The following is a 24,004-nucleotide window of genomic DNA, read 5'->3' as shown; positions in this document are numbered from 1 at the left end:
CCACCTCAAACCCGTCCGGCCAGTCCCCACCCGATCATCGTCAGGGTCCGTGCGTCCAGCCGGCCGTCGCCGAGCCCCAGCTCCACCACGGTACGGAAGACCCGGTCGTCGCGGCGGGCCGCGCGGACGGCCCCGTCCACCACCTGTCGCCGCCGGGCCAGCCAGGCCGCCGCCGAGCTGTGGCGCAGGTGGGGGCCGAGACGGCGACGCAGGGTGGCGGCGTACCGGTCGGCGGCCCGGTCCGGGCTGCGGGCCGCCGCCGTCCCGGCCAGCGCGCCGGAGAGCAGCGCGTAGAAGATGCCCTCCCCGGTGAACGGGTTGATCAGCGACAGCGCGTCGCCGGCCAGCGTGACCCGGCCCCGCCCGGCCGGCGGGCGGTAGGTCGACAGCGGCAGGTGGTGGGCCCGCAGGTCGGTCACCGTGGCCGCGTCGGTGCCCGGCAGCAGGACGGCGAGGCGGTCGAGCAGGTGCGCCCGGCTCAACGGCTCGCCGCGCAGCACCTCCCCGTACCCGACGTTCGCCCGGCCGTCCCCGATCGGGAAGGACCACGCGTACGCCGGCCAGCGCGCGGCCGAGGTGACGATGAGCTGCTCCGGCGGGCCGGACCGGGCCGGGGCGTAGCCCCGGATGGCGAGCGCGAGGTGACGTTCCGGATTGATCGGGTGGCCGAGACCACGCCGCACCACCGAGCCGGCCCCGTCCGCACCGACCACCGCCCGCGCGGTGAACGCGTCGTCCAGCAGCACCCGGTCGCCCCGGTCGACGACCCGGCGGACGGTGTGCCGGCGCAGTTCCACACCGGCCGCCACGGCCGCCGCGACCAGTCGGGCGTCGAACACCGTCCGGGGCACCGTGTACGCCGGCCGGGGCAACACCCGGGCCACCGTGTCGCCACCCGGGGCGACCAGGCGCAACGCGGGCAGCGGAGGGTAGCCGGCCACCGCGTCGGCGACGCCGAGCCGGGCGAGCACGTCCAGCGCGTGCGCGGCGATCCCGTCCCCGCACGCCTTGTCCCGGGGGAAGTCGGCCCGGTCCAGCAGCAGCACCCGCGTCCCGGCCCGGCGGGCGGCCAGCGCGGCGGCGGCCCCCGCCGGACCGGCTCCCACCACCGCGACGTCGTACGTCTCGCTCACGCGGCACCACCTCCGCTCCCGTTCCGACCGGCACCACGGCGACGTGCGCCTCGCTCACGCCGCGGCACCGGTCCCGGCCCGACCGCTCCGCCACAGACCGTAGAGGGCGAGGGCACCCGCGGTCACCAGCGGCGCGCCGTCCCGGACCAGACCGTCGACGCCGAGCAGCCACCAGCACAGTGGCAGGTCCACGGCGAGCACGCCGAGGGTCACCGCCACCAGCAGTCCGCGTGCCCAACGCCTGCCCCGCAGGAGGAAGAAGGTGCAGAACAGCACCGCGTAGCTGGTGGCGAAGGCGAAACCGCACCAGGCCAGCACCACGGGTCCGGCGGCGAGCCGGCCGTCCAGGATCGTGCCGGCCGCCACGAACGCGGGGACGAGCATGAGCGGCGTGTACGTGAACGCGGCGACCCGGACGGTGAGCAGCCAGCCGGCGACCGGCGGGCGGCGCGGCGGGGTCTCCCGCCAGGAGATGCCCTGCCGGTCGATGACCAGCCGGCCCCGGTGCCGGGTGAGATGCCCGGCGACCGCCGGGGAGCGGTAGAGCAGCCAGAGCACCGCCAGACAGAGCAGCATCAACAGGCCGAAGCCGAGGATCCCGGGCAGCGGGGGCACTCCCCGCCGGGGCACGACCAGCCGCCCGACCGCGAAGACGGTCGTGACGACGAGGATCAGCCCCAACGGCCGGGCCAGTGTCCGCCCGCTACGGACGTGTCCGGCCAGCAGCACGAAGCCGAACGCGCGCAGCAGCGCCCAGCCGGTCCGCACGGCCAGGCCGAAGCCCCGCTCCGGGGCGTACCACCAGTTGAGCAGGTCGACCGCGACGGTGGCCGCCGCAGTCGCCGCCAGCAGGAGGGTGAGTGCGCGGACGGCGGACGGCCGCCGGACCTCGGTCGGGGCGGCCGTCCTCATGACTGCTGATGATGCCCGCCGCAGCCGCCCCGCACACCTGCCCCGCCGGTTCACGCCCCGCCGCGGCGCTGGTTGTGGCGGTGGTTGGGGTGGTTGGGGTGGTTGGGGTGGTTGCAGGGGTCCCCTGCTCTACACGAGGTGGTAGCAGGGGACCCCTGCTACCACCTCGGCGCACGGTCAGCGCCCCGGCACGGCGTCCAGGCGGGCGCGCAGGGCGTCCAGCTCGGACCAGAGCACGCCCGGCAGCTTGTCACCGAACTTCTCGAACCACTCGTTGATCAGCGGCAGCTCGGCCCGCCACTCCTCCGGGTCGACCTTGAGCGCGATCCGGACGTCCTCCGGGGTCATGTCGAGCCCCTCGACGTCCAACGCGTCCTGGGCCGGGACCATGCCGATCGGGGTCTCGACCGCGTCGGCACGCCCCTCGATCCGCTCGACGATCCACTTGAGCACCCGGGAGTTCTCGCCGAAGCCGGGCCAGAGGAAGTTGCCGTCGGCGTCCTTGCGGAACCAGTTGACGTAGTAGACCTTGGGCAGCTTCGAGGCGTCGCCGTCGGCGCCCTTGCCCATCTCGATCCAGTGCCGGAAGTAGTCCCCGGCGTGGTAGCCGATGAACGGCAGCATCGCCATCGGGTCGCGGCGGACGACGCCGACCGCGCCGGAGGCGGCGGCGGTGGTCTCCGAGGAGAGCGTGGCGCCCAGGTAGACCCCGTGCACCCAGTCCCGCGCCTCGGTGACCAGCGGGATGGTGTCCTTGCGCCGGCCACCGAAGAGGATCGCGTCGATCGGCACGCCGTTCGGGTCGTAGTAGTCCTCGGCCAGGATCGGGCACTGCGTGATCGGCGTGCAGAACCGGCTGTTCGGGTGCGAGGACGGGGTGTCGCTCTGCGGCGTCCAGTCGTTGCCCTTCCAGTCGGTCAGGTGGGCGGGCGGCTCGCCCATCCCCTCCCACCAGATGTCCCCGTCGTCGGTCAGCGCGACGTTGGTGAAGACGGAGTTGCCCCGGTCCAGGGTGCGCATCGCGTTGGCGTTGGTCTTCCAGTCGGTGCCGGGCGCGACGCCGAACAGGCCGTACTCGGGGTTGACCGCGTAGAGGCGACCGTCCGGACCGAACCGCATCCAGGCGATGTCGTCGCCGATCGTCTCGACCTTCCAGCCCGGGATCGTCGGCTCCAGCATGGCCAGGTTGGTCTTGCCGCAGGCGGACGGGAACGCGCCCGCGATGTGGTAGACCTTCCCCTCCGGCGAGGTGATCTTGAGGATCAGCATGTGCTCGGCCAGCCAGCCCTCGTCCCGCCCCATCACGCTGGCGATCCGCAGCGAGTAGCACTTCTTGCCGAGCAGCGAGTTGCCGCCGTAGCCGGAGCCGTAGGACCAAATCTCCCGGGCCTCCGGGAAGTGCGAGATGTACTTGGTCTCGTTGCACGGCCACGGCACGTCCTGCTGGCCGGGCGCGAGCGGCGCGCCGATCGAGTGCAGCGCCTGCACGAAGTCGGCGTCGTCCCCCATCGCCTCGAGGATCTTCGCGCCCATCCGGGTCATGATGCGCATCGAGGCGACCACGTAGGGACTGTCCGTGATCTCCACGCCGAACATGGGATGCTCGGCCTCGAGCGGACCCATGCAGAACGGGATGACGTACATCGTCCGGCCGCGCATGCACCCGCGGTAGAGGTCGGTCATCACCCGCTTCATCTCGGCCGGCGCCATCCAGTTGTTGGTGGGGCCCGCGTCCGCTTCGTCGACGGAGCAGATGAAGGTGCGCTCCTCGACCCGGGCGACGTCGCCGGGATCGGTCCGCGCGTAGAAGGAGTTCGGCTTCTTCTCCGGGTTGAGCCGGATCAAGGTGCCCGCCTCGACCAGTTCGTCGGTGAGGCGACGCCACTCCTCGTCGGAACCGTCCACCCAGACCACGCGGTCGGGAGTGGTCAGTTCCGCGACTTCCCGGACCCAGGCGAGTAGTTTGGCGTGGGACGTCGGGGCCTGATCGATACCCCGAACAGCAGCCGGAGCAACCATGACACATCTCCTTGTGGTCGACGCTGACCGATCTATGGGATGCACGAGTCGTGGCGGGCGCCAAGCGCGTCGCCGTCGTGGAAACCTGGAATTCCGCTCAGCGTAAACCGGGCGGCCCCGAGCGGCAGTGGGACTGGTTGTGAAGAAATGCACAAAGTGCGGCTAACCTGCGGCTTCACGAGCTGATACCCGCTTTCCCGCGCAGTTTCACGCACATTCCCCGGATGACCTTCAACGCACTACGGCAAGCCGGACCCGGCTGCGCGCGGGCGTACGGACACGCCACCACACCACCTCCACCGATCGCGATCCGTCATCTCGTCGTCGACATCACCCTCCGTCACCGTCGGGACCTGTTTACCCGCTGTCGACGTTGCTACCCGTCCGGGAAGCGGCCAGCCGGTACGCTTCCCCCGTGGCTGCGACCGTGACGGGGGACCAACCGGGTACCCCGCATGCCCGCCCGGGTCTGGTGCGGTCGCTGCTCGACCGGTTCGGCCACCTCCTGCGCGAGCTGAGCAAGTTCGCCACGGTCGGCGGCATCGCCTTCCTCATCGACCTGGCGCTCTTCAACCTCTTCACCACCGGTCGGGGGATGGAGCCGGTCACCGCGAAGACGATCTCCACCGTGATCGCGGCAACGATCGCCTTCCTCGGCAACCGGTTCTGGACCTGGCGGCACCGCGAGCGCTCCAACCCGGTCCGCGAGTACGCCCTGTTCTTCCTGTTCAACGGGGTGGGGCTGGGCATCGCGGTGGCCTGCCTCGCCATCAGCCGTTACGGGCTGGGCAGCATCTGGCCGGAGGTCTTCCAGACCACGCTGGCCGACAACATCGCCAGCTTCCTCGTCGGCACGGGCCTCGGCACACTGTTCCGGTTCTGGTCGTACCGACGGTTCGTCTTCGTCGAAGCGGGAACCCGACGGGTTCCACGAGGACCCGACCCAGATTCCCAGGCGTGACCTGGGGCCCATCCCGTCCGGCCGACAGGCCGGGAAGCCACGACCGACCTTAAGGTGTTCCGCATGCGTCTTGTCCGCCTCCTGCCCGAGCGCTGGCAGAAGTTCGTCCACGAGGCGCTCAAATTCGGCATCGTCGGTGGCATCAACACCGTCATCAATTACGCCGTGTTCAACGCACTGGCACTGACCGTATTCGCCGACGGGCAACTGAAGGCCGCGGTCGTCGCGACGATCGTCGCCACCATCACGTCGTACCTGATGAATCGGCACTGGACGTACCGCGACCGGCCGAGATCAGCGATGCGTCGGGAATATGCCCTCTTCTTCCTGTTCAACGCGACCGGGCTGCTCATCGAACTCGGCGTCCTCGCCGCCGCGAAGTATGGCCTCGGCATGACCAGCCTGCTCGCGCTCAACGGGGCGAAGACCGGCGGTGTCGTGCTCGCCACCCTGTTCCGCTTCTGGTCGTACCGGACCTTCGTCTTCCAGCCCGCCCCGGTCACCGAGCCCGCCTCGAAGCGGGACGACCACGAGGCGGTCGCCGAAATGGACCCGGTGGCCGAACTCGCCGAGTCGGTCACCGAACTCGAGGAGGCCCAGCCGGAGCCGACGTCGCCGCCCGAGGTCCGGCCACGGCCGGCGCTGCGACCCCGCTCCCGGGTCACGCCGGGCCCGACCGCGGGCCCCGGTCGGGCGGCCAAGCCACGTCCGGCGGGTGTCGGCGACGGGGCCGCGCCCCGCACGGCGGCCGGGGACGACGCCCGACCCGGTCCCTCCCCGTTCGACCGGCTCAACCCGCTCGACCCCGGGCTCGTCGCGATCGACAGCGAACTGGAAGCCGAACTCGCCGCCGAGCTGCACGCCGCCTCCCGGCGTGCTCCGCGCCGGTGAGCGCCGAGACGGTCCGCTCCGGGACCGGGGCCTCGGCCGAGCTGTTCTTCGAGGACCTGACCCCGGGCCGCTGGTTCGACCTGGGCGTAATCACCGTCGACGGGGACGAGATGGTCGCCTTCGCCCGGCGGTTCGACCCGCAGTGGTACCACGTCGACGAGGAGCTGGCCGGGCAGAGCCACCACGGCGGCCTGATCGCCAGCGGGTTCTTCACGGTCAGCCTCTTCATGCGGGCGTACGTCGACCACGTGCTCTCCCGCGCGGCGGCCGACGCCTCCCCCGGCCTGGAGGAGTTGCGCTGGCTGGCCCCGGCGCGGGCCGGTGACCGCCTCGCGGTGCGCCTCGACGTCGTGGGAAGCAAGCCGTCCACCGCCCGGCCGGGGCTCGGCACCGTCACCCTGACCGGCACGATGCTCCGCCTCGACCCGGACGGACGCCCGGAGTGCGAGGTGCTCCGCACCCGCTTCCGGGGCTGGTTCACCCTGCGTGTCCAGCCCGAGCCCGTCGACGCCACCGAACCCGACGGTGCCGTCGACGGGGACGACCCGCTGCCCGACCGACCGGATCCGGCCGCCACCGGCGCCGGTGCGGATCCGAGCACCGAGGCCACTCCGGATGCCCTGCCCGGACCTGCCCCGGCCTTTGCCGCCCACCCCACCGTGACCCCGACCGGACCGGCCAGCCCAACCGGCCCGACGGCGCCGCCGGTCAACTCGCTGGATGCCCCCACGGCAGTCCTGCCCGGCCCGGTGGTGTCCGCCCCGCCGGCACCCGCGCCGGCCGGGCCGGCGGGCCGGTACGGCCCGGACACCCCCACCGCCGTCATCCCGGCTGCCCGCGAACCCCACGGTCCGCCCGAGCCGTCGTACCGGCTCCATCCGGCCGAGGCCACCTGACGGGGCCCGCGACCCTGGCCGGGTCGACGGCGTCGACGATCGCGCGGCCGCCTGTGACGTGGGCGGCGGGGTCACGACCGCGTGAGAGACTTGCGGGGATGAGCGAGCAATCCGCGACCGACGGGTCGCCCCGGGTCGCCGGTGACGCACCGGCCACCGCGCCCCGGGCGCAACGGTGGACGCGCCGCGCCCCCTGGCTGGCGGGTGGCACGGCACTCGTCGTGGTCGTCACCGACCAGCTCTCCAAGCTCTGGGCCGAGCGCAGCCTCACCCTGGGCGAGCGCATCCCGGTGCTCGGGGACGCGTTGGGCGTCCAGCTCATCTACAACCCGGGCGCGGCCCTGTCGATCGGCGCGGGCTCGACGTGGATCTTCACGATCGCCACGGCCATCGGCGTGGTCGCCGGCCTCTGGTACGCGTGGCGGGTGCGGTCCCGTGCCTGGGCCCTGGCCCTCGGGCTCATCCTCGGCGGGGCGGTCACGCACCTCGGCGACCGGCTCCTGCGGGAGCCGTCGTTCGGGCAGGGTCACGTGGTCGACTTCATCGCGTACTTCGACTGGTTCGTCGGAAACGTGGCCGACATCGCGATCGTCGTCGGCGCGGGCACGTTCCTCGTCCTCACCGCGCGGGGCACCACGATGCGACCGGAGGACACCGGAACGGCGGAGCACACCGTCGTGCCCGGCGTCGAACACTGACCGGCCCGGACCGGGACCGGCGTGGCGGCCGGTCGCCGGTGCCGATGAGGACGTCCCGGTAGTGCTCCAGGACGGCCGCACGGGGTCGCGGTCAGGCCGTGGGGTCGCGGTGTCAGGCCATGGGGTCGCGGTCAGGCCGTGGGGTCGCGCAGCAGTCGGCCGTCCCGCATGTCGGCCATGATGTCCCGCATCTCGCCGTCGCCCAACGAGTGCCGGTCGTGGTGCGCCTCGGCCAACTCGTAGAGCCGGGTCTGCACCTGCTCGACCCGGGGCACGTCGACCAACACCGACTGCCCGCGTTCCCCGGCCGACTCGATGGTCAGCGTCCCGCAGCCGAAGAGCCGCTCGACGAACCGCTGGTTCATCGAGTGGTCGTTGATCCGGCCCAGCGGGATGTCCCGACGGTCCCGGGAGAGGATGCCCTGTTGCAGCAGCACCCGTTCGGTGGTGAAGAGGTAGTGCGTGCTGCGCCAGGTCAGGTACGGCACCAGCGCGAACACCACGGCCAGCACCAGGACGAGCCCGGCGACCAGGTAGAGACCGATCCGGCCGGCCTCACCGTCCGGCAGGAGGATCCCAGCGGCCACCACCGCCGCCACACCCAGCACCAGCACCAGTACGGGCCGGACCAGGGCCTTCCCGTGCGGGTGCAGGTGGAGCACGACCTCCTCGTCCTCGGTGAGGACGTCATCGGGGAACGCCACACGAACCTCCTCGCAGGTACTTCGACGCGCTGACGGTAGCCTGCCGCCGCCCGTACGCGCCGCAAGCCACGGTCGGCGCGGGCGGGTGTCCGTGTGGAGCGGTTCAGCGCAGGTGCAGGACGTCCCCGGCGGCGAGACTCCGCTCGCCCCGCCCGGTGTCGACCAGGAGCTGCCCGTCGGCGTCGATGCCGGTGGCCGTACCGGTCACCTCGTCGCCCGCGGGCAGGAGCACCCGGACCGGACGGCCGACCGTGCCGCAGACGGCCAGGTACGCCTCGCGCAGCCCACTGGCGACCGCGTCGCCCCGGGCGGACCGCCAGCGGTCGTACCAGTCGGCGATCGCGCGGAGCAGGGCACGCAGCAACGGGTCGCGGTCGGTGGCGGCGGCCCCGGCGAGTTGCAGCGAGGTGGCGGGCAGGCCGGTCGGGTTCTCCGGCAACTCGTCGGCGCGGAGCGTCACGTTGAGACCGACGCCGAGCACCACCGCGGACGGCTGGGCGAGCGTGCCACCGGGCACCGTCTCGGCGAGCACCCCGGCACACTTGGCGTCGCCGAGCAGCAGGTCGTTGGGCCACTTCAGCCGGGCGTCCAGCTCGGCCAGCCGGGTCACCGCCTCGACCAGGGCGACCCCGGCGAGCAGCGGCAGCCAGCCGTACCCGGTGGTGGGGACGGGTGACCAGTCACGCTCCGGGACGGCCTCGCCGGGCCGGAGCAGGACGCTGGTCGCGATGCCCGCCCGGGGTGGCGACTGCCAGACCCGGCCGCGCCGGCCGCGTCCGACGGTCTGCCGCTCGGCGACCACCACCAGGCCCTCCGGCTCGCCGGTCCGCGCGGCCTCGGCCACGTCCGCGTTGGTGGAACCGGTCTCCGCGCACAGCTCCAGTCGCCGCCACGGCCCGTGCGGGGCAACCAGCGCGCGCCGCAGCCGGGCCGCGTTCAGCGGCGGTCGGTCCAGGTCGGTGTACGGGGAGCCCGGCATCCCGCCAGCCTACGGCCCCGGCGCCGGTGCCCCGGTGAGCGGACGCGGACGACCGTGCGTGAGGCGAGGCGCACACCGACGCAGCACCTGAACCATCGTTATATTCCCTGGGTGACTACCGAGACCGGGATCAACATCCACACCACCGCCGGCAAGCTGGCGGACCTGGAGCGACGGGTCGACGAGGCGGTGCACGCGGGCTCGGCGCGCGCCGTGGAGAAGCAGCACGCGCGGGGCAAGAAGACCGCCCGGGAGCGAATCGATCTGCTGCTCGACGAGGGTTCCTTCGTCGAGCTGGACGAGTTGGCCCGGCACCGCTCGACCAACTTCGGCCTCGACCGCACCCGCCCGTACGGGGACGGCGTGGTCACCGGGTACGGCACCGTCGACGGCCGGCAGGTCTGCGTCTTCGCGCAGGACTTCACGGTCTTCGGCGGCTCCCTCGGCGAGGTCTTCGGCCAGAAGATCGTCAAGGTGATGGAACTGGCCATGAAGATCGGCTGCCCGGTCGTCGGCATCAACGACTCCGGTGGCGCGCGGATCCAGGAGGGCGTGGTCAGCCTCGGCCTGTACGCCGACATCTTCTTCCGCAACGTCCGGGCGTCCGGGGTGATCCCGCAGATCTCGCTGGTGATGGGGCCGTGCGCGGGCGGCGCGGTCTACTCCCCGGCGCTCACCGACTTCACCGTGATGGTCGACCAGACCTCGCACATGTTCATCACCGGTCCCGACGTGATCAAGACGGTGACCGGTGAGGACGTGGCGATGGAGGAGCTGGGCGGGGCGCGCACCCACAACACCCGCAGCGGCAACGCCCACTACCTGGCCAGCGACGAGGACGACGCGATCGACTACGTCAAGGCGCTGCTGTCGTACCTGCCGGCGAACAACCTCGACGAGCTGCCGGCCTTCCCCGTCGACGCGGACCTGACCGTCACCGAGGAGGACCGGGAACTCGACACGCTGATCCCCGACTCGGCGAACCAGCCGTACGACATCCGCCGGGTTGTCGCGCACGTCCTCGACGACGGGGAGTTCCTGGAGGTCCAGTCCCTCTACGCGCAGAACATCGTGGTCGGCTTCGGCCGGGTCGAAGGGCGGCCGGTCGGCGTGGTCGCCAACCAGCCGGTGCACCTCGCCGGCTGCCTGGACATCGCCGCCTCGGAGAAGGCAGCCCGGTTCGTGCGCACCTGCGACGCGTTCAACATCCCGGTGCTGACGTTCGTCGACGTACCCGGCTTCCTGCCCGGCACCGGTCAGGAGTGGGACGGCATCATCCGCCGGGGCGCGAAGCTGCTCTACGCGTACGCCGAGGCCACCGTCCCGAAGCTCACGGTGATCACCCGCAAGGCGTACGGCGGGGCGTACGACGTGATGGGCTCCAAGCACCTCGGCGCGGACCTGAACTTCGCCTGGCCGACCGCGCAGATCGCGGTGATGGGGGCACAGGGCGCGGTGAACATCCTCTACCGCGCCGAACTGGCCGCCGCCGAGGATCCGGCCGCCGTCCGCGCCGAGAAGATCGCCGAGTACGAGGACACCCTGGCCAACCCGTACATCGCCGCCGAGCGGGGCTACGTCGACGCGGTCATCCCGCCCCGCGAGACGCGCACCCAGATCGTCCGTGGGCTACGCATGCTGCGCACCAAGCGGGAGACCCTCCCGCCGAAGAAGCACGGCAACATCCCGCTGTAGCGGCGGCGCGACTGCGCTGGGGTGGTAGCAGGGGTCCCCTGTTACCGCTTTTTGAGGAGCAGGGGTCCCCTGCTACCACCCCAGCCCACCCCAGCCCACCCCACCCCGCACACCCGGCCAAGCCGGCTGCCCCGGTGCGCGACCCCCGTCAGCAGGGCGGGTTGGCGGCGCGGCACAGTCGGGTGGCGGCGACGCGGGCGAGCCGGGTCAGCTCGTCGTCCGACATGGATTGTCCCGGCATGATCACGGTGACCAGATCGCGCACCCGGACGATCGCCAGGCTCGTCTGCCGGGGCAACCCGCCGAGCGGCTCGCCGGTGGCCCGGTCAAGGGGTTCGGAGACCGAATGGCGCAGCAGCGCCGCCTCGTCGCCGACGAAGTCGCGGTCCGCCAGGACCCACCGGTGCACCGCCTCCCCGGTGACCGTCCGGCCCTGCCAGTCCGTCGGGCCGACCGAACGCCAGGTGGCGCACGGGGCGACGAGCCCTTCCAGGCCGCGGAAGAAGTTCCCGGCCACCTCCGGCGTGACCCGGTGGACGTCCTGGGTGAACAACACGTCGCTGGGCGGATGGTCGTAACCGTCCGGACGGTCCCGCAGGATCGCCTGCGAACGGGACCAGAGCGAGGTCTCCCACCGGGTCGGCAGGCCCTGTGCCGCGCGGCAGGCCGCGAGGCGGTCGTCGAGGCGGATCGACTCGCCGAGGCCCGACGCGGTCAGCGGCAGGTCGGACTGCTCCCGCAGGTCGGTCGGGCGCAACAGCACCTCCGGCGGGATCTCGCCGCGCACCGCCGGGTCCACCATCGGGGTGACCACCAGCGGCGGTACGGCCACCGGGGGCGGTGCGACGCCGTCCGTCGGGCGGAGCACCGCGACGACTCCGACCGTCACCAGCACCAGGGCGACCGCCGCGCCGACCATCTGCCGCCGGGCCCGCCGACGGGCGCGGGCGCGGATCTCCGCCGGCTCCGGCCAGCGTACGGTGGCCAGGTCGACCGCGATCCGGTCGGCCAGGGTGGGCTCGTGCTCACGCATCGGCGGCCTCCTCCAACTCCGGGACGGCGAGCAGTCCGGCGAGCGCGGTACGCCCCCGGGAGAGCCGGGCCTTGACCGTGCCGACCGGGGCGTTGGTCTCCCGGGCGACCTCGGCGACCGGCATGCCGAGCAGGTAGTACAGGGCGAGGGCGGTGCGCTGCTCCTCGGGGAGCCGGCGCAGGGCGGCCACCACCTCGACGGTGTCGGTGTTCGGGGCGGGGACCGTCTCGGTGGCCCCGTGCCGCAGGTACGCCCGGGCGCGACTGCGCAGGCTGCGCCAGCGGCTCACCGCGATCCGGCTGGCGACCACCCGTACCCACGCCTCCGGGTCGTCGTACCGGCCCACGGTGGACCAGCGCTGCCACGCGCGCACGTACGCCTCCTGGACGGCGTCCTGGGCCTCGCCGAGGTCGCCGGTGAGCGCGTAGACGAACCCGAGCAACCGTTGTCGGCTGCCCCGGTAGAACTCGTCGAACCCGTCGACGTCCGACACCTGCTACCTCCCCGTGGCCGCTCGCAGGTGACACGCACCCGGGCAGCGGCACGGTTGCCGTCGACGCCGAAAAATGAGCTGCGCCCGTCGGGGCGTACCGGCACGATGCCGAGCATGCCGACCGCGCGTGTGATCCGCCCGTACCGTCCGGACGACTGGACGGCGATCGCCCGGATCCACGACGCCGCCCGCCTCGACGAACTCCGCCCCACCGTCGGGGTCGCCGCGTTCCTCTCCCTGGCCGACACCGCCGAGGGCGAGGGACTCTTCGACGGGGACGTCTGGGTGGCCGAGCAGTCGGGCGAGGTCGTCGGTTTCGTGGCGTTCGCGGACGACGAGGTCACCTGGCTCTACGTGGACCCGGCCCGGTACCGGCAGGGGCACGGCCGCGCGTTGCTGCGGCACGCCCTGGCGGCGGCGGGAGAACGGCCGGTCGAGACGACCGTCCTGGTCGGCAACGACGGCGCGCTCGCGCTCTACCTCGCCGAGGGGTTCCGGATCGAGGCGACGAAGACCGGCCGCCTCGCGGGCAACGAGGCGTTCGCCGCCACCGGGCACATCATGGTGCGGCCGGGTCCGGCCTGAGCGCCTTCACCGAGCAGCCAGGGCAACCGGTTCGGCCACCGTTCACGGCGTCCCGCCGACGTCGGTGAGCGTCCCGCCGACGTCGGTGAGCGTCCCGCCCACGTCGGCGAGCGCCGGGCCGGCGAGCAGTGCCGCCCCGACCACCAGGGTGAGCAGGTTGGCCAGGGCGAAGAAGGTCACCCAGAGGAACGCCGGGAACGGGGTCAGCCCGGCGAGCTGGTCGGCGTCGGACGCGGGCATCCGGCCCCGGCCGCGCAGCCGTTGCAGTTCCACCACCGGGCGCACCCCGCCGAGCAGCAGGAACCACACCCCGGTGTACGCGAACGCCGCCTGCACCTGCGGCGGGGCGTACCAGGAGACGGCGAGCACCAACCCGCCGGTGACCACCAGCGACACCACGCCGAACGCGTTGCGCACCATCACCAGCATGGCCAGGAGCAGCGCCACCGCGACCCAGAGCAGCAGGGTGATCCGGTTGCCGCCGAGCAGCCAGGCTCCGGCGAGCCCGATCAGCGGCGGGGCGACGTAGCCGGCGAGCAGGGTGAGGATCATCCCCGGGCCGGTGGGTCGCCCGGCCGAGAGGGTGAGGCCGGAGGTGTCCGAATGCAGCCGGATGCCGTGCAGCCGGCGGCCGGTCAGCAGGGCGGCCAGCGCGTGCCCGCCCTCGTGGGCGATGGTGATCGCGTTCCGGGCGATCCGCCAGGGCAGCCGGGTCGACACCACGACCAGTGCGACGGCGGCGGTGGCCAGGACGAGCCACGGTGGCGGGTCGGGTTGCGCGCCGAGGAGCCGGTCCCACAGGCTGCCCAGGCCGTCGATCGGCGTCATGGGCCGGCAGCCTACCGTCCCGGCGCACCTCCGGCCGTCCAGCGGACCGTCATCGGGAACCGGCCGGGTGCCGGACAGCGAGCACCCTCCGGCAAGTCCTTCAACAGGTATTGCTATCTCAGGTGGATTCCTTCAATGATGTTCGTCAATAGACGAACACCCCCGGAGGGAAGCCTCATGTCGCGTACCCGCCTCACCCTGCGCCGATTGGTCGCCACCAGCCTGACCGCACTCGCCACCGCCGCCGTCGGCCTGATCGCCACCACGACCCCGGCCTCCGCCGCGACCGTGGCCGGCGTCGACGTCTCGCACTGGCAGGGCTCGATCAACTGGACCAGCGTCCGCAACTCCGGCATCGAGTTCGCCTATATCAAGGCCACCGAGGGTACGAGCTACAAGGACCCGCAGTTCAACGCGAACTACACCAACTCCTACTACGCGGGCGTGATCCGGGGGGCGTACCACTTCGCCCGGCCGAACATCTCCTCCGGCGCGGTCCAGGCCAACTACCTCGCCAGCAACGGCGGCGCGTGGTCCGCCGACAGCCGTACCCTGCCCGCCGCCCTCGACGTCGAAGGCAATCCCTACAGCGGCGGATACTGCTACGGCCTGAGCACCACCGGCATGCGCAACTGGATCCAGGACTTCCTCAACACCTACCGCTCCCGCACCGGCCGCTACGCCGTCATCTACACCACCACCAGCTGGTGGAACCAGTGCACCGGCAGCTGGACCGGCCCCTGGGGCAACCACCCGCTCTGGATCGCCCGCTGGTCCAGCAGCCCCGGCGCCCTCCCCGCCGGCGCCCCCTTCTGGAGCTTCTGGCAGTACACCGACTCGGGCACCGTCTCCGGCATCAGCGGTGGCGTCGACCGCAACTACTGGAACGGCGACCGCTCCCGCCTGATCGCCCTGGCCAACAACACCTGATCCCGTACCGCGCCCGGCCGGACGGCACCGCACCTCGCGGCCGTCCGGCCGCGCCTTTCCCGATCGGGTACGCCGACGTGGCTCCACCCTTCGGCGTCGACCCGTCGGACATGGTTGGCGGCAGCAGGATCGGCTGTCAACCGGCGGGTGGACAACTGCTCCGACTGCCGCCAGTGTGCTGCGTTCGGTCGTCCGGCTCGCCGCGTCAGGCCTTCTGGCGCCGGGTGACCGGCACGGTGACCGGGACCGAGACCCCGTCAGCGGCGGACACGCCGTCCGGTACGGACGCGCCACGCCGCAGCACCAGCCGCCCGCCCACCACAGCGGCGGCGATGGCCACGACGCTGGCCAGGGCGACCAGCGCCGAGATGCCGACACTCGCGAGGAGCAGGACGGCGTCGCCGAGGGCGACGAGCATCCACAGTGCCACCGAGGACTTCGTGGTCTTCCGTCGGTAACCCATCGGTCGTACCTCCCTTCCGTCGTCACGGATGAGGTACCCCGATCGGCGGGAGGTCATGCGAACGGATGTCGCACCGGCCCGGAATCCCAAGCTCAGCGGGCTGATCAGTCCTGCCGGTCGGGCTTGAATCCCTTCGCGATGAGATCGAACTCGTCGAGGTTCTGCTCCCACTCGCTGGCGGCGACCTCCCACCGGAGGGCGTAGCCCCGGTTGCTGGCGGTCACGAACCCCCGGTTCCGGACGTGGATCCGGGTGCCGTCGCGGGTCTCCAGCCACTCCCAGTCCGCGCAGGTCTTCCAGTAGTCGCACCGCTCGATGCTGAGGTACTGGTAGTCCCGTACGTAGTTCTTGCGGGCCGGCTCGTTGCGCTTCCAGTCCGCGTACGCGTCGGGCTTCGGGTTGGGCGTCCACTGGACGAGCAGTTCGCCCACGCCGTCGGACTGGTCGAAGACGACCGTGTCGCTTCCGGCACTCCGGCGGACCCAGCCCGGTGGCAACGGCAGTTGGAAGCCGTTTGGATCCTTGTGCATCTTCCAGCCGGCCGGCAGCGTCAACCCCGAGGCGCTGGGGCTGGGCGTGGGGCTGGGCGGAGGCGTGGTCGGCGACGCCGGGGCGGACGCGCTGGTCGGCGCGGCGGACGACTGGCCGGTGGGGGCCGTCGTACCGCCGGTCTGCGGACCGGTCGCGTCGTCGCCGGCGTTGCCGAGGAGCATCGGCACGACGAGCACCGCCGCGAGCAGCAACACCGCCACCAGCGCGCCGATCACCAGGTTGCGGCGGCGGTTGTCCGGCGGCGTCGAGGACGGCGGCGGCACGACGGCCCGCCCGGACATCGACGCGGGTGGACTCACCGGGGCCGGCATGACCGACGTCGGATTCTGCGCCGGTGGCGCCACCCGGGTCGGCGGCCCCGCGTCCGCAGGCGGGCCGGCCGGCACCACGGCGGTAGGCCCGGCGTCCGAGGTGGAGGTGACGTTCTCCGGCGCGACCTTCGCCGTCGCGTCGTCCCCCGAGCCGGCCACGTCGGAGGTGGCCTTCACCGTGGCGTCGCTGTCGTTCAGGGCGGCAACACCCGCCGCTGCTGCGGCGGCCGGGGGCACCGAGCGCTCACCGCTCGTCTCACCGGATCGTGGACCGGGCACCGCCGAGGGCCGCGGCTCACGGGGACCGTTCGGCCCCGGCCGGCGTACCCCGTCGAGCAGCGAGATGCCCCGGCTGCGCTTGCCGCCCGCGCGGCGCAGCAGACGTTCGGCCACCTCGGCGTCGATCCGTTCGGCCGGATCCTTGCGGAGCAGTCCGTTGAGGACCGACTTCAGCGGACCGGCGTTCTTCGGCGGCGGCATCGGCTCGGTGGCCAGCGCCGCCAGCGTGGCGATCGCCGACGGCCGGGCGTACGGGGACTTGCCCTCCACGGCCGCGTAGAGCGTCGCGCCCAGCGACCACAGGTCGGCCTCCGGGCCGGCCGTGCCGTCCCGCGCGCGCTCCGGCGCGATGTACGCGGGTGAACCGAGCACCATGCCCGTCCGGGTGACGTTCGGGTCACCGGGGATGGTGGCCAGGCCGAAGTCGGTCAGCACCACCCGGCCGTCGTCGCCGAGCAGCACGTTGCCGGGTTTCACGTCCCGGTGCATCACGCCGGCCTTGTGGGCCGCGTTGAGCGCGCCGAGCACCCCGAGGCCGATCTCGACGGCACGGGCCGGCGACACCGGACCGTCCTCGGCGAGAGTGTCCTGAAGCGACTTCGAGGGGACGTACTCCATGACGATCCACGGGTCGCCGTCGGTACGCAGCACGTCGAAGATGCGCACGACGTTGATGTGGTTCAGTCGGGCGATGGCCCGCGCCTCCCGCAGCGACCGTTCGCGCATCTCCCGACGTTCCTCGTCGGTGAGGCTGGGCGGCGGGACCAGTTCCTTGATCGCCACGTCGCGGTGCAGCACCTCGTCGCGCGCCTTCCAGACCCGACCCATGCCACCCTGACCGAGCGGCGAGATGAGCCGGTATCGGTTGGCGACGAGTTGGGGAAGCGCGTTCGACATTGCCGAGACGGTACCCGGCGCGGCGGACCCTCACACCGCCGGCACGCCACTATGCGGGATAGGTCAACTTGGCGACGCGTACCCTTGACACCATGTCTGCCGACGAGCCGCTGTTCCGGATGGTCCGGGGTGTCCCCACCCCCGAGGAGTTGGCCGCCCTCGTAGGCGCGATCCTCGTCCGGCCACGTCCGGCCACGCCGGCCCCCATCGATCCGTCCACCTGGGCACGTAGCGGCCGACCCCGTACCGCGCCCCTCGTCGCCGGTCCCGGCGCATGGCGCGCGTCCGGCCTGCCCCACTGACGGAACGTATCGACATACTCACTGCAGTGACCTGAGCCACCCCGGTGCGGGGCTGCCCGTCGTCACACCGACCGATTAACCTCACTCAGGGACACCGGGCTGTGACGGGCGGGAGGGCCGATGATCCCTGAGGAAGACCTCGGACCGAAATGGCTGCGCGACTACGGCGACATCGAGGCCGACATCCGCCAGATGCGGGAGTTCGCCACCCGGCTCGAAGCCGAGGTACGCCGTAACTACGCACCCCACCTGGCGTACATCGCGGACGACATGTCGGTGAAGCTGCCCGACCCGTGTGACGCCTTCATCGAGCTGGTGCACTTTCTCACCGCACACCAGCAGGTCCAGCAGGACTCGACGAACCGGGTCTACGACGTGGCCAGCTACACCGGCGGCCTCGCCAACGCCGCCGGCACGATCAGCCAGCGGTACGAGGGCAGCGACGCGTTCGCCCAGGCCCGGGTCCAGGACGTCGAACGGGCGCTGCGCGGGGTGCAGGGGCCGGTACGCGGCGACCAGCCCTCAGGTCCACCCACCGTGCCCGACCCGGCCGGTGCGCCCACCACGCCGGAGGTGCTGCCGTGATCGAACAGGGTGGCGGCCCGACGTCCAACCTGACCAACTGGCACAACATGGACGTGGCCACCATGTGGGCCACCCTTCAGGACCACGGGACGGACAACCACTGGCGGCAGGTCGCCGGCTGGCGCAAGACCAGCGAACTGGCGCTGACGCACCTCAGCCGGCTCCGGGAGTACCGGCGAGGGCTCGCCCAGGCGTGGCCACCGGAGAAGAGCGCCGCCTCGCGGACGTACCTGGCCGAACTGGACCAGCTCATCGACACCGTCCAGCAGACGTACGACGCCGCGGTGGCCAACTACACCGCACTCTCCGCCGCCACGAGCGCCATCGGCAGCACCCGCATCGAACTGAAGAAGATCCATGACCGGTACGCCGAGAAGGTCCGGCTCAAGCAGGCGTACGAAGCGACGCTCGACCAGCGTCCGCTGCACCGGGTCGGACGGTCCACCCCCGCCCGGCCACCGGTCACCGACGCTGAACTGGAGCAGTTGAACGGCCAGGCCCGCTCCCTGATGTACGGCCTCAGCGGCGAACTCCAACAGGCCCAAGCCATGCTCAAACCACCCCCGCCAGTGCCAAAGGGAGTAAGCAAGGACCCTTCAAACCCCGACGTCTACGGCGGAGGGGCACCTCCAACTATCCCGCCGATCGTCCCGGTACCCTTGTCGACCCCCGATTCGGCCAAGCCGGTCAACAGGTCCGCACCTGTGGCACGACCGGCGCCAATGCCGCCCGCGCCCGGCTTAGGCCCGATTCTCGGTGGGGCTGGCCCCAATGTGTTGCCGCCTCAGGCAAATCCGACGATGCCTCCAGTCACGCCTCCGATGCCGCCACTCAACCCGGGCATCAATCCTGGTGCGGTGCCTCTTCCCCCGGTGTCCGCTCCTCCGCCACGGGGTCCTCTGGGCGCGCCGAGCAGGGGCGGTATAGCCGGCCCGGTCAGCAAGCCTCCTGCCGGAGGCCCCGCAGCCGGGCCTCGGCCGCTGCCACCAGGTGGCTTGATCGGCGGGCCGCCGGGAATGGGACTGGGTCAACCTGCTCCCGGAGCACCCACGCCACGCAGGGTGAACCCAATCGGTGGCGTGATCGGCGGCGGTGGTGCGGGCACTGCTCCCAGTGGTGGCGCAGGATCACGGCCCGGCTCCGGGCGTGGACCATCGATCAGCGGCGTGCACGGCATGAGTCCCTTTGGCGGCCCGCCTGGGCTTACCCCGCAAGCGGGCCGACCTGGGCGACGCGAGCCGGACGAGTTTGACCCGCGCCGTTGGGATCCCAACAACCCGTGGGAGACCGCTCAAGGCGTGGACCCAGTAGTCCGACCGCCGGACGAGGAGGGCCCAATTGATCCAGGTCCGGCGATCGGCCTCGACCGGTGAGGACAGCTGCCGCAATGGCGGCACTGGCGGTGGCGGCAACCATCGTCCTGCCAGCCACCCATGCGCACGCAGATCGTATCCGCGACGACCAGTGGCACCTGCGTTTTCTCAATGTGGCCGAGGCGCATCAGATCACCCAGGGTGAGGGCGTAGTGGTCGCGGTCCCAGACACCGGCGTGGACCCACACCCCGACCTTCGCAACAACCTGCTGCCGGGAACGGACATTATCGCGGGCGGCTCCGGTGACGGCCGTCAAGATCCAAATAGCCACGGAACTGGCATGGCTGGCTTAATTGCAGCACATGGTCGAAACAATGCTGATGGCGCTCTAGGCATCGCACCGAAAACGCGAATACTGCCAATCACTTCCACTGCCGCTGACAACCTAAGCAATCCAGACGACTTAGCGGCGGGCATTGAATTCGCCGCGCGATCAGACGCTCAGGTAATCAGCATCTCCACTGGCGGTGGATCAACACTTCGCCTTAGGCAAGCGATCGATGCTGCGCTTGCTGCGGACATTGTTGTGGTTGCTGCTGCGGGCAACCATCCTCAGGACTTCGTCGTGGGGTATCCGGCGCGGCATCCGGGGGTGGTTGCGGTGGGTGGGGTCGATCGGAAGGGGAACCACGCCGCCGTCTCGGTAACCGGGCGGGAGGTCGACGTAGTCGCGCCAGCCACCGACATCTACAGCACCAGCATGGACGGCAAGTACCGCAAGGGCACCGGCACTTCAGACTCGACGGCGATCGTGGCCGGGGCGGTGGCGCTGATCCGGGCACGGTATCCGGACCTCTCGGCGACCGAGGTGGTGCACCGGCTGACCGCCACCGCCGTCGACAAGGGCGCACCGGGCCGGGACGACGAGTACGGATACGGCGTCATCGACCTGGTGGCGGCGCTGACGGCAGACGTACCACCGCTTGGCGCGCAACCGTCGACGGCGAGTGCCTCGGCCGACGCTGCGCCGACCACGACGGCGGCCGGGCCCGGGTCGGATGACGACGGGGTGGTCGGGTGGCTGCTGGCAACGGGCGGCCTGGCGGCACTCGGTGGAGGCGCGGCGTGGGCGCTGGCCGCCCGGCGGCGTCGACGGGACGGCGCGGTGTCCTCAGCCGGGGCCCGCTGACCGGGCGGCGCGGGAACGAGCGGACACTTTCGGTGTGCCGGCGATCTGCCGTTTGTCGGCAGTCGGTACCCTCCCGGCGTGCCGAACCAGACAGTCCGCCTCGTGCTCGCCTCGGCGAGCCCTGCCCGTCGCAAGCTCCTCCAGGCCGCCGGTATCGAACCGGAGGTTCTGGTCAGTGGGGTCGACGAGTCCCAGGAGAAGACCGACCAGCCGGAGGAGTTGTGCCTGACCCTGGCCCGGCTGAAGGCCATGGCGGTGGCCGAGCGGCTACGCCCGGCCGTGGGTGACCGGCCGTTGGTGCTGGGATGCGACTCGGTGCTCGCCTTCGACGGCGAGATCCTCGGCAAGCCCGCCGACGCGGCGGATGCCACCCGCCGGTTGGAGCGGATGCGCGGTAACAGCGGCGTGCTGTACACCGGCCACTGCCTGGTGGACCTCATCATGGAGAGCCGGGTGGAGGCGGTCGCGGCGACGACCGTGCACTTCGCCGACATCAGTGACGAGGAGATCGCCGCGTACGTGGCGACGGGTGAACCGCTGGCGGTGGCCGGCTCGTTCACCATCGACGGTCTGGGCGGGGCGTTCGTGGAGCGGATCGAGGGCGACCCGGGAACGGTGGTGGGTCTCTCCATGCCGCTGCTGCGCAACCTGTTGATCGAGCTGGAGCTGAGTGTCACCGACCTGTGGACGCAGCCCGCGCCGGGCGGTCAGACGGTGCAACCGCTGGGCTGACCGCAGCGGGTCGGGGCGGGTTGGGGTGCGCAGGTCAGCTAGCGTCCGGCCATGAGTGTGAAGTCTCTGCCACTGACCGACGAGTTGCACGAGTACCTGGTCGCGCACGGTTCCCCACCGGACGAGATCGTCCGCGAACTGGTCGAGGAGACCCGGGCCGCGTTACCGGCCGAGGCGCAGATGCAGGTGGCCCCGGAGCAGGCGGCCCTGCTGACCTTCCTGGCCCGTCTGGTGGGCGCGCGGCAGGCGGTGGAGGTGGGCACCTTCACCGGCCTCTCCTCGCTGGCGATCGCCCGGGGCCTGGCCGACGGCGGGCGGTTGACCTGCTTCGACATCTCGGCGGAGTACACGTCGGTGGCCCGACGGTACTGGGCGCGCGCCGGGGTGGACGACCGGATCGAGCTGCGCATCGGCCCGGCCGCCGACGGGCTGCACGACCTGCCGCACGAGCGCTACCTGGACTTCGCGTTCATCGACGCGGACAAGGTCGGCTACCCGGTGTACTGGTCGGAGCTGGTGCCCCGGATGCGTCCCGGCGGGTTGATCGCGGTGGACAACGTGCTGCGTGACGGCCGGGTGCTCGCCCCGCAGGACGAGGCGGACCGGGCGATCGCCGCGTTCAACGACGAGGTGCTGGCGGACGTGCGGGTGGACCTGGTGATGCTGCCGGTCGCCGACGGCCTCACCCTCGCCCGGGTGCGCTGAGACCGTCGGGGCCGCGACCTGCCGTGGAGGTTTGCAGGGGTCCCCTGCTCGACAAAAATGCACTGCAGGGGGCCCCTGCTACCACCAAGCGCGGGGTCAGCGGACGCTGCGGGCGAAGGCGCGGGCCGCCCAGCTGACGGCGAGCACAGTCAGCACGGTGATGATGCCGAGGCCCTGCCAGACCCGGTCGTTGCCGAGGTCACCGGCGAACAGGGCACGGGTGCCCTCGACCGCCCAGGAGAACGGGTTCCACTTGGCGATGCCCTGCAACCAGCCAGGAGCGAAGGTGAGCGGGAGCAGGATGCCGGAGAGCAGCAGCACGGGCTGGGCGACCGTGTTCATCAGTGGGGCGAGCGCCTCCTCGCTGCGCACCAGCAGCGCGACGCCGTAGGAGACCGCCGAGGTCATCAGCGCGATCAGGGCGAGCATCAGGTACGCCAGGAGCAGGTCACCGATGATCACACTGAGCCCGAAGGCCAGGGCCAGCAGTGTGATGAGGACGGCCTGCACGAGCAGCGAGACGACGTCCCGCAGGGACCGGCCGAGCAGCAGGGCGAGGCGGCTGACCGGGGTGACCCGCGAACGTTCGATGACCCCGGCGCGCAGTTCGGCGAGGAGGCCGAAGCCCTGGAACAGGCCGCCGAAGATGGCGAGCAGCACGAGCAGGCCGGGTACGAAGATCTTGTACGCCTCGGCCTGGGTGGGCGCGTTCAGGGCGGGCTTGAGCAGCGGGGCGAACAGGAGCAGGTACATCACCGGCTGGAAGACACCGACGAAGACCCACACCGGGTTGCGGAGCAGCAGTTGGATCTGACGTTGGAAGATCAGCCAGGTGTCGCGGGCGAGTTTCATGTGCGGTCTCCTAGGTGATCAGGACTCGCGCAGCGAGCGGCCGGTCTTGGTGAGGAAGACGTCGTCGAGGCTGGGGCGGTGCAGTTCGATGGAGCGCAGGTCGAGTCCGGCGCCGTCGATCCGGCGGAGGATCTGCGGGATGGTGGTCGCGCCCTCGCCGACCCAGAGGCGCAGGCCGCCCTCGTCGAGGCTTTCCAGCCGGTTGACGTAGACCTCGCCGTTGAAGAGCCGGTACGCGGCCGAGGTGCTGGCCCGGTCGAGTCCGACGACCACCACGTCCCCGGAGATCTCCCGCTTCAGCTCGGCCGGGGTGCCCTCGGCGACGATCTCGCCGTGGTCCATGATCGCGATCCGGTCGCAGAGGGCGTCGGCCTCGTCGAGGTAGTGGGTGGTGATGAAGACGGTCATGCCGTCGCCGCGCAGCCGCCGGATCTCGTCCCACATGTGGGCGCGGCTCTGCGGGTCGAGCCCGGTGGTGGGCTCGTCCAGGAAGACGATCTTCGGTTCGTGGATGATGCCGAGGGCGATCTCGACGCGCCGCCGCTGGCCGCCGGAGTAGGTCTTGCACTTGCGGTCGGCGTACTCGGAGAGCTGGAACGCGGCCAGGGCGCGATCGGTGCGCCGCTGGGCCTCGGCCTTGCCGATGCCGTACATCCGGGCCTGGAGGACGAGTTCCTCCCGGGCCGTCGACTCGTCCCAACTGCTGCCGCCCTGCGGGACGTACCCGATGCGGCGCCGCACCCCGGCGGGGTCGGAGCGCAGGTCGGCACCGGCGATGGTGGCCTCGCCGCCGTCCGGTTCGATGAGGGTGGCGAGCATCCGCAGCGTGGTGGTCTTGCCGGCCCCGTTCGGGCCGAGGAATCCGAAGATCTCCCCTTCGGCGACGTCGAGGTCCACGCCCCGGACCGCGTCGACCGTCCCGGCCTTACGGCCCGCCCGGGATCGGTACGACTTGCGCAGTCCCCTGGTCCTGATCATGCCCTGCTCCCACCCGTTCGTCGGTTTCGTGGTGCCGAAACCGGTTCGGTCCAGTTCAGCAGACCGGATCCGGCCGGGTTACCGGGAC

General features: G+C 71.7%; 23 protein-coding genes and 1 pseudogene. 12 read left to right on the top strand and 12 right to left on the bottom strand.

The genetic code is table 11. The annotated features are described in order from the left end of the window. Window positions 1-5: 5 nt before the first annotated feature. The 3 genes from GA0074694_RS12055 to GA0074694_RS12045 form a co-directional block, all read right to left on the bottom strand. On the bottom strand, window positions 6-1,133 hold the full coding sequence (locus tag GA0074694_RS12055) for a geranylgeranyl reductase family protein (protein WP_091457086.1): 1,128 nt from the start codon (window positions 1,131-1,133) through the stop codon (window positions 6-8). Between the two features lie 54 nt (window positions 1,134-1,187). Then, a complete protein-coding gene (locus GA0074694_RS12050) occupies window positions 1,188-2,045 on the bottom strand; it encodes a hypothetical protein (protein ID WP_091457082.1) in 858 nt (285 codons plus the stop codon). 177 nt (window positions 2,046-2,222) lie between these two features. Continuing rightward, a complete protein-coding gene (locus GA0074694_RS12045) occupies window positions 2,223-4,064 on the bottom strand; it encodes a phosphoenolpyruvate carboxykinase (GTP) (protein ID WP_091457079.1) in 1,842 nt (613 codons plus the stop codon). Between the two features lie 373 nt (window positions 4,065-4,437). Here GA0074694_RS12045 and GA0074694_RS12040 point away from each other — a divergent pair, with 373 nt between their 5' ends. The 4 genes and pseudogenes from GA0074694_RS12040 (at window position 4,438) to GA0074694_RS12025 (ending at window position 7,510) form a co-directional block, all read left to right on the top strand. Continuing rightward, window positions 4,438-5,025, top strand: coding sequence for a GtrA family protein (locus tag GA0074694_RS12040; RefSeq protein ID WP_176737879.1), 588 nt, complete (start codon window positions 4,438-4,440; stop codon window positions 5,023-5,025). Between the two features lie 63 nt (window positions 5,026-5,088). Next, a pseudogene (locus GA0074694_RS12035) lies at window positions 5,089-5,655 on the top strand (GtrA family protein); the annotation flags it as partial. Window positions 5,656-5,912: 257 nt separating this feature from the next. Then, window positions 5,913-6,812 (top strand): MaoC/PaaZ C-terminal domain-containing protein, encoded by a 900-nt coding sequence (locus tag GA0074694_RS32235; RefSeq protein WP_218105674.1) that lies wholly within the window; start codon window positions 5,913-5,915, stop codon window positions 6,810-6,812. A gap of 98 nt (window positions 6,813-6,910) precedes the next feature. After that, window positions 6,911-7,510 (top strand): signal peptidase II, encoded by a 600-nt coding sequence (locus tag GA0074694_RS12025; RefSeq protein WP_091457071.1) that lies wholly within the window; start codon window positions 6,911-6,913, stop codon window positions 7,508-7,510. 131 nt (window positions 7,511-7,641) lie between these two features. Here the strand turns inward: GA0074694_RS12025 and GA0074694_RS12020 are convergent, their stop codons facing one another. Together GA0074694_RS12020 and GA0074694_RS12015 are read right to left on the bottom strand one after the other, a co-directional pair. Next, window positions 7,642-8,214: a PH domain-containing protein gene (locus tag GA0074694_RS12020; protein WP_091457067.1), complete on the bottom strand. Its 573-nt coding sequence runs from the start codon at window positions 8,212-8,214 to the stop codon at window positions 7,642-7,644. A gap of 103 nt (window positions 8,215-8,317) precedes the next feature. Then, entirely contained in the window at window positions 8,318-9,193 is an 876-nt protein-coding gene (locus tag GA0074694_RS12015; protein WP_091457063.1) for a biotin--[acetyl-CoA-carboxylase] ligase, read from the bottom strand. Window positions 9,194-9,304: 111 nt separating this feature from the next. Between GA0074694_RS12015 and GA0074694_RS12010 the strand changes: the two genes are divergently transcribed. Next, window positions 9,305-10,888, top strand: coding sequence for an acyl-CoA carboxylase subunit beta (locus tag GA0074694_RS12010; RefSeq protein ID WP_091457059.1), 1,584 nt, complete (start codon window positions 9,305-9,307; stop codon window positions 10,886-10,888). A gap of 148 nt (window positions 10,889-11,036) precedes the next feature. Here the strand turns inward: GA0074694_RS12010 and GA0074694_RS12005 are convergent, their stop codons facing one another. Then, entirely contained in the window at window positions 11,037-11,921 is an 885-nt protein-coding gene (locus tag GA0074694_RS12005) for a hypothetical protein (RefSeq protein ID WP_091457054.1), read from the bottom strand. Beyond that, the gene (locus GA0074694_RS12000) at window positions 11,914-12,414 is read right to left on the bottom strand and encodes a SigE family RNA polymerase sigma factor (RefSeq protein ID WP_091457051.1); all 501 of its coding nucleotides are present in this window, start codon (window positions 12,412-12,414) and stop codon (window positions 11,914-11,916) included. Before GA0074694_RS12000 ends, GA0074694_RS12005 begins: the two co-directional genes overlap by 8 nt. A gap of 114 nt (window positions 12,415-12,528) precedes the next feature. Here GA0074694_RS12000 and GA0074694_RS11995 point away from each other — a divergent pair, with 114 nt between their 5' ends. Beyond that, on the top strand, window positions 12,529-12,999 hold the full coding sequence (locus GA0074694_RS11995; RefSeq protein WP_091457047.1) for a GNAT family N-acetyltransferase: 471 nt from the start codon (window positions 12,529-12,531) through the stop codon (window positions 12,997-12,999). Between the two features lie 42 nt (window positions 13,000-13,041). Here GA0074694_RS11995 and GA0074694_RS11990 read toward each other — a convergent pair whose 3' ends face one another. After that, window positions 13,042-13,827, bottom strand: coding sequence for a M50 family metallopeptidase (locus tag GA0074694_RS11990; RefSeq protein ID WP_091457043.1), 786 nt, complete (start codon window positions 13,825-13,827; stop codon window positions 13,042-13,044). 177 nt (window positions 13,828-14,004) lie between these two features. Here GA0074694_RS11990 and GA0074694_RS11985 point away from each other — a divergent pair, with 177 nt between their 5' ends. Continuing rightward, complete coding sequence (locus GA0074694_RS11985) at window positions 14,005-14,757, top strand: GH25 family lysozyme (RefSeq protein WP_091457039.1); 753 nt, start codon at window positions 14,005-14,007, stop codon at window positions 14,755-14,757. A 205-nt stretch (window positions 14,758-14,962) separates the two neighbouring features. Here the strand turns inward: GA0074694_RS11985 and GA0074694_RS11980 are convergent, their stop codons facing one another. Then, on the bottom strand, window positions 14,963-15,220 hold the full coding sequence (locus GA0074694_RS11980) for a hypothetical protein (protein ID WP_176737878.1): 258 nt from the start codon (window positions 15,218-15,220) through the stop codon (window positions 14,963-14,965). Between the two features lie 104 nt (window positions 15,221-15,324). Beyond that, entirely contained in the window at window positions 15,325-17,259 is a 1,935-nt protein-coding gene (locus GA0074694_RS11975; protein WP_091457035.1) for a serine/threonine-protein kinase, read from the bottom strand. Window positions 17,260-17,351: 92 nt separating this feature from the next. On the opposite strand from GA0074694_RS11975, the gene GA0074694_RS11970 reads away from it, so the two are divergent. From GA0074694_RS11970 to GA0074694_RS11945, 5 genes are all read left to right on the top strand, one after another. Beyond that, window positions 17,352-17,561, top strand: a complete 210-nt coding sequence (locus tag GA0074694_RS11970) for an acyl-CoA carboxylase subunit epsilon (protein WP_091457032.1) — start codon at window positions 17,352-17,354, stop codon at window positions 17,559-17,561. Window positions 17,562-17,681: 120 nt separating this feature from the next. After that, window positions 17,682-18,146, top strand: coding sequence for a hypothetical protein (locus GA0074694_RS11965; protein WP_091457029.1), 465 nt, complete (start codon window positions 17,682-17,684; stop codon window positions 18,144-18,146). Window positions 18,147-19,533: 1,387 nt separating this feature from the next. Next, window positions 19,534-20,649 (top strand): type VII secretion-associated serine protease mycosin, encoded by a 1,116-nt coding sequence (gene mycP, locus GA0074694_RS11955; RefSeq protein ID WP_091457026.1) that lies wholly within the window; start codon window positions 19,534-19,536, stop codon window positions 20,647-20,649. 78 nt (window positions 20,650-20,727) lie between these two features. Further along, the gene (locus GA0074694_RS11950; protein ID WP_091457023.1) at window positions 20,728-21,381 is read left to right on the top strand and encodes a Maf family protein; all 654 of its coding nucleotides are present in this window, start codon (window positions 20,728-20,730) and stop codon (window positions 21,379-21,381) included. Window positions 21,382-21,432: 51 nt separating this feature from the next. Next, complete coding sequence (locus tag GA0074694_RS11945) at window positions 21,433-22,086, top strand: O-methyltransferase (protein ID WP_091457019.1); 654 nt, start codon at window positions 21,433-21,435, stop codon at window positions 22,084-22,086. 96 nt (window positions 22,087-22,182) lie between these two features. Here the strand turns inward: GA0074694_RS11945 and GA0074694_RS11940 are convergent, their stop codons facing one another. Both GA0074694_RS11940 and GA0074694_RS11935 read right to left on the bottom strand, forming a co-directional pair. Then, window positions 22,183-22,938: an ABC transporter permease gene (locus GA0074694_RS11940; RefSeq protein WP_091457016.1), complete on the bottom strand. Its 756-nt coding sequence runs from the start codon at window positions 22,936-22,938 to the stop codon at window positions 22,183-22,185. Between the two features lie 18 nt (window positions 22,939-22,956). After that, window positions 22,957-23,916, bottom strand: coding sequence for an ATP-binding cassette domain-containing protein (locus GA0074694_RS11935; RefSeq protein ID WP_091457012.1), 960 nt, complete (start codon window positions 23,914-23,916; stop codon window positions 22,957-22,959). Window positions 23,917-24,004 lie beyond the last annotated feature (88 nt).

The organism is Micromonospora inyonensis (assembly GCF_900091415.1).
In the GTDB taxonomy this organism is placed as follows: domain Bacteria; phylum Actinomycetota; class Actinomycetes; order Mycobacteriales; family Micromonosporaceae; genus Micromonospora; species Micromonospora inyonensis.
This window is presented reverse-complemented; position numbering and strand designations above follow the sequence as displayed.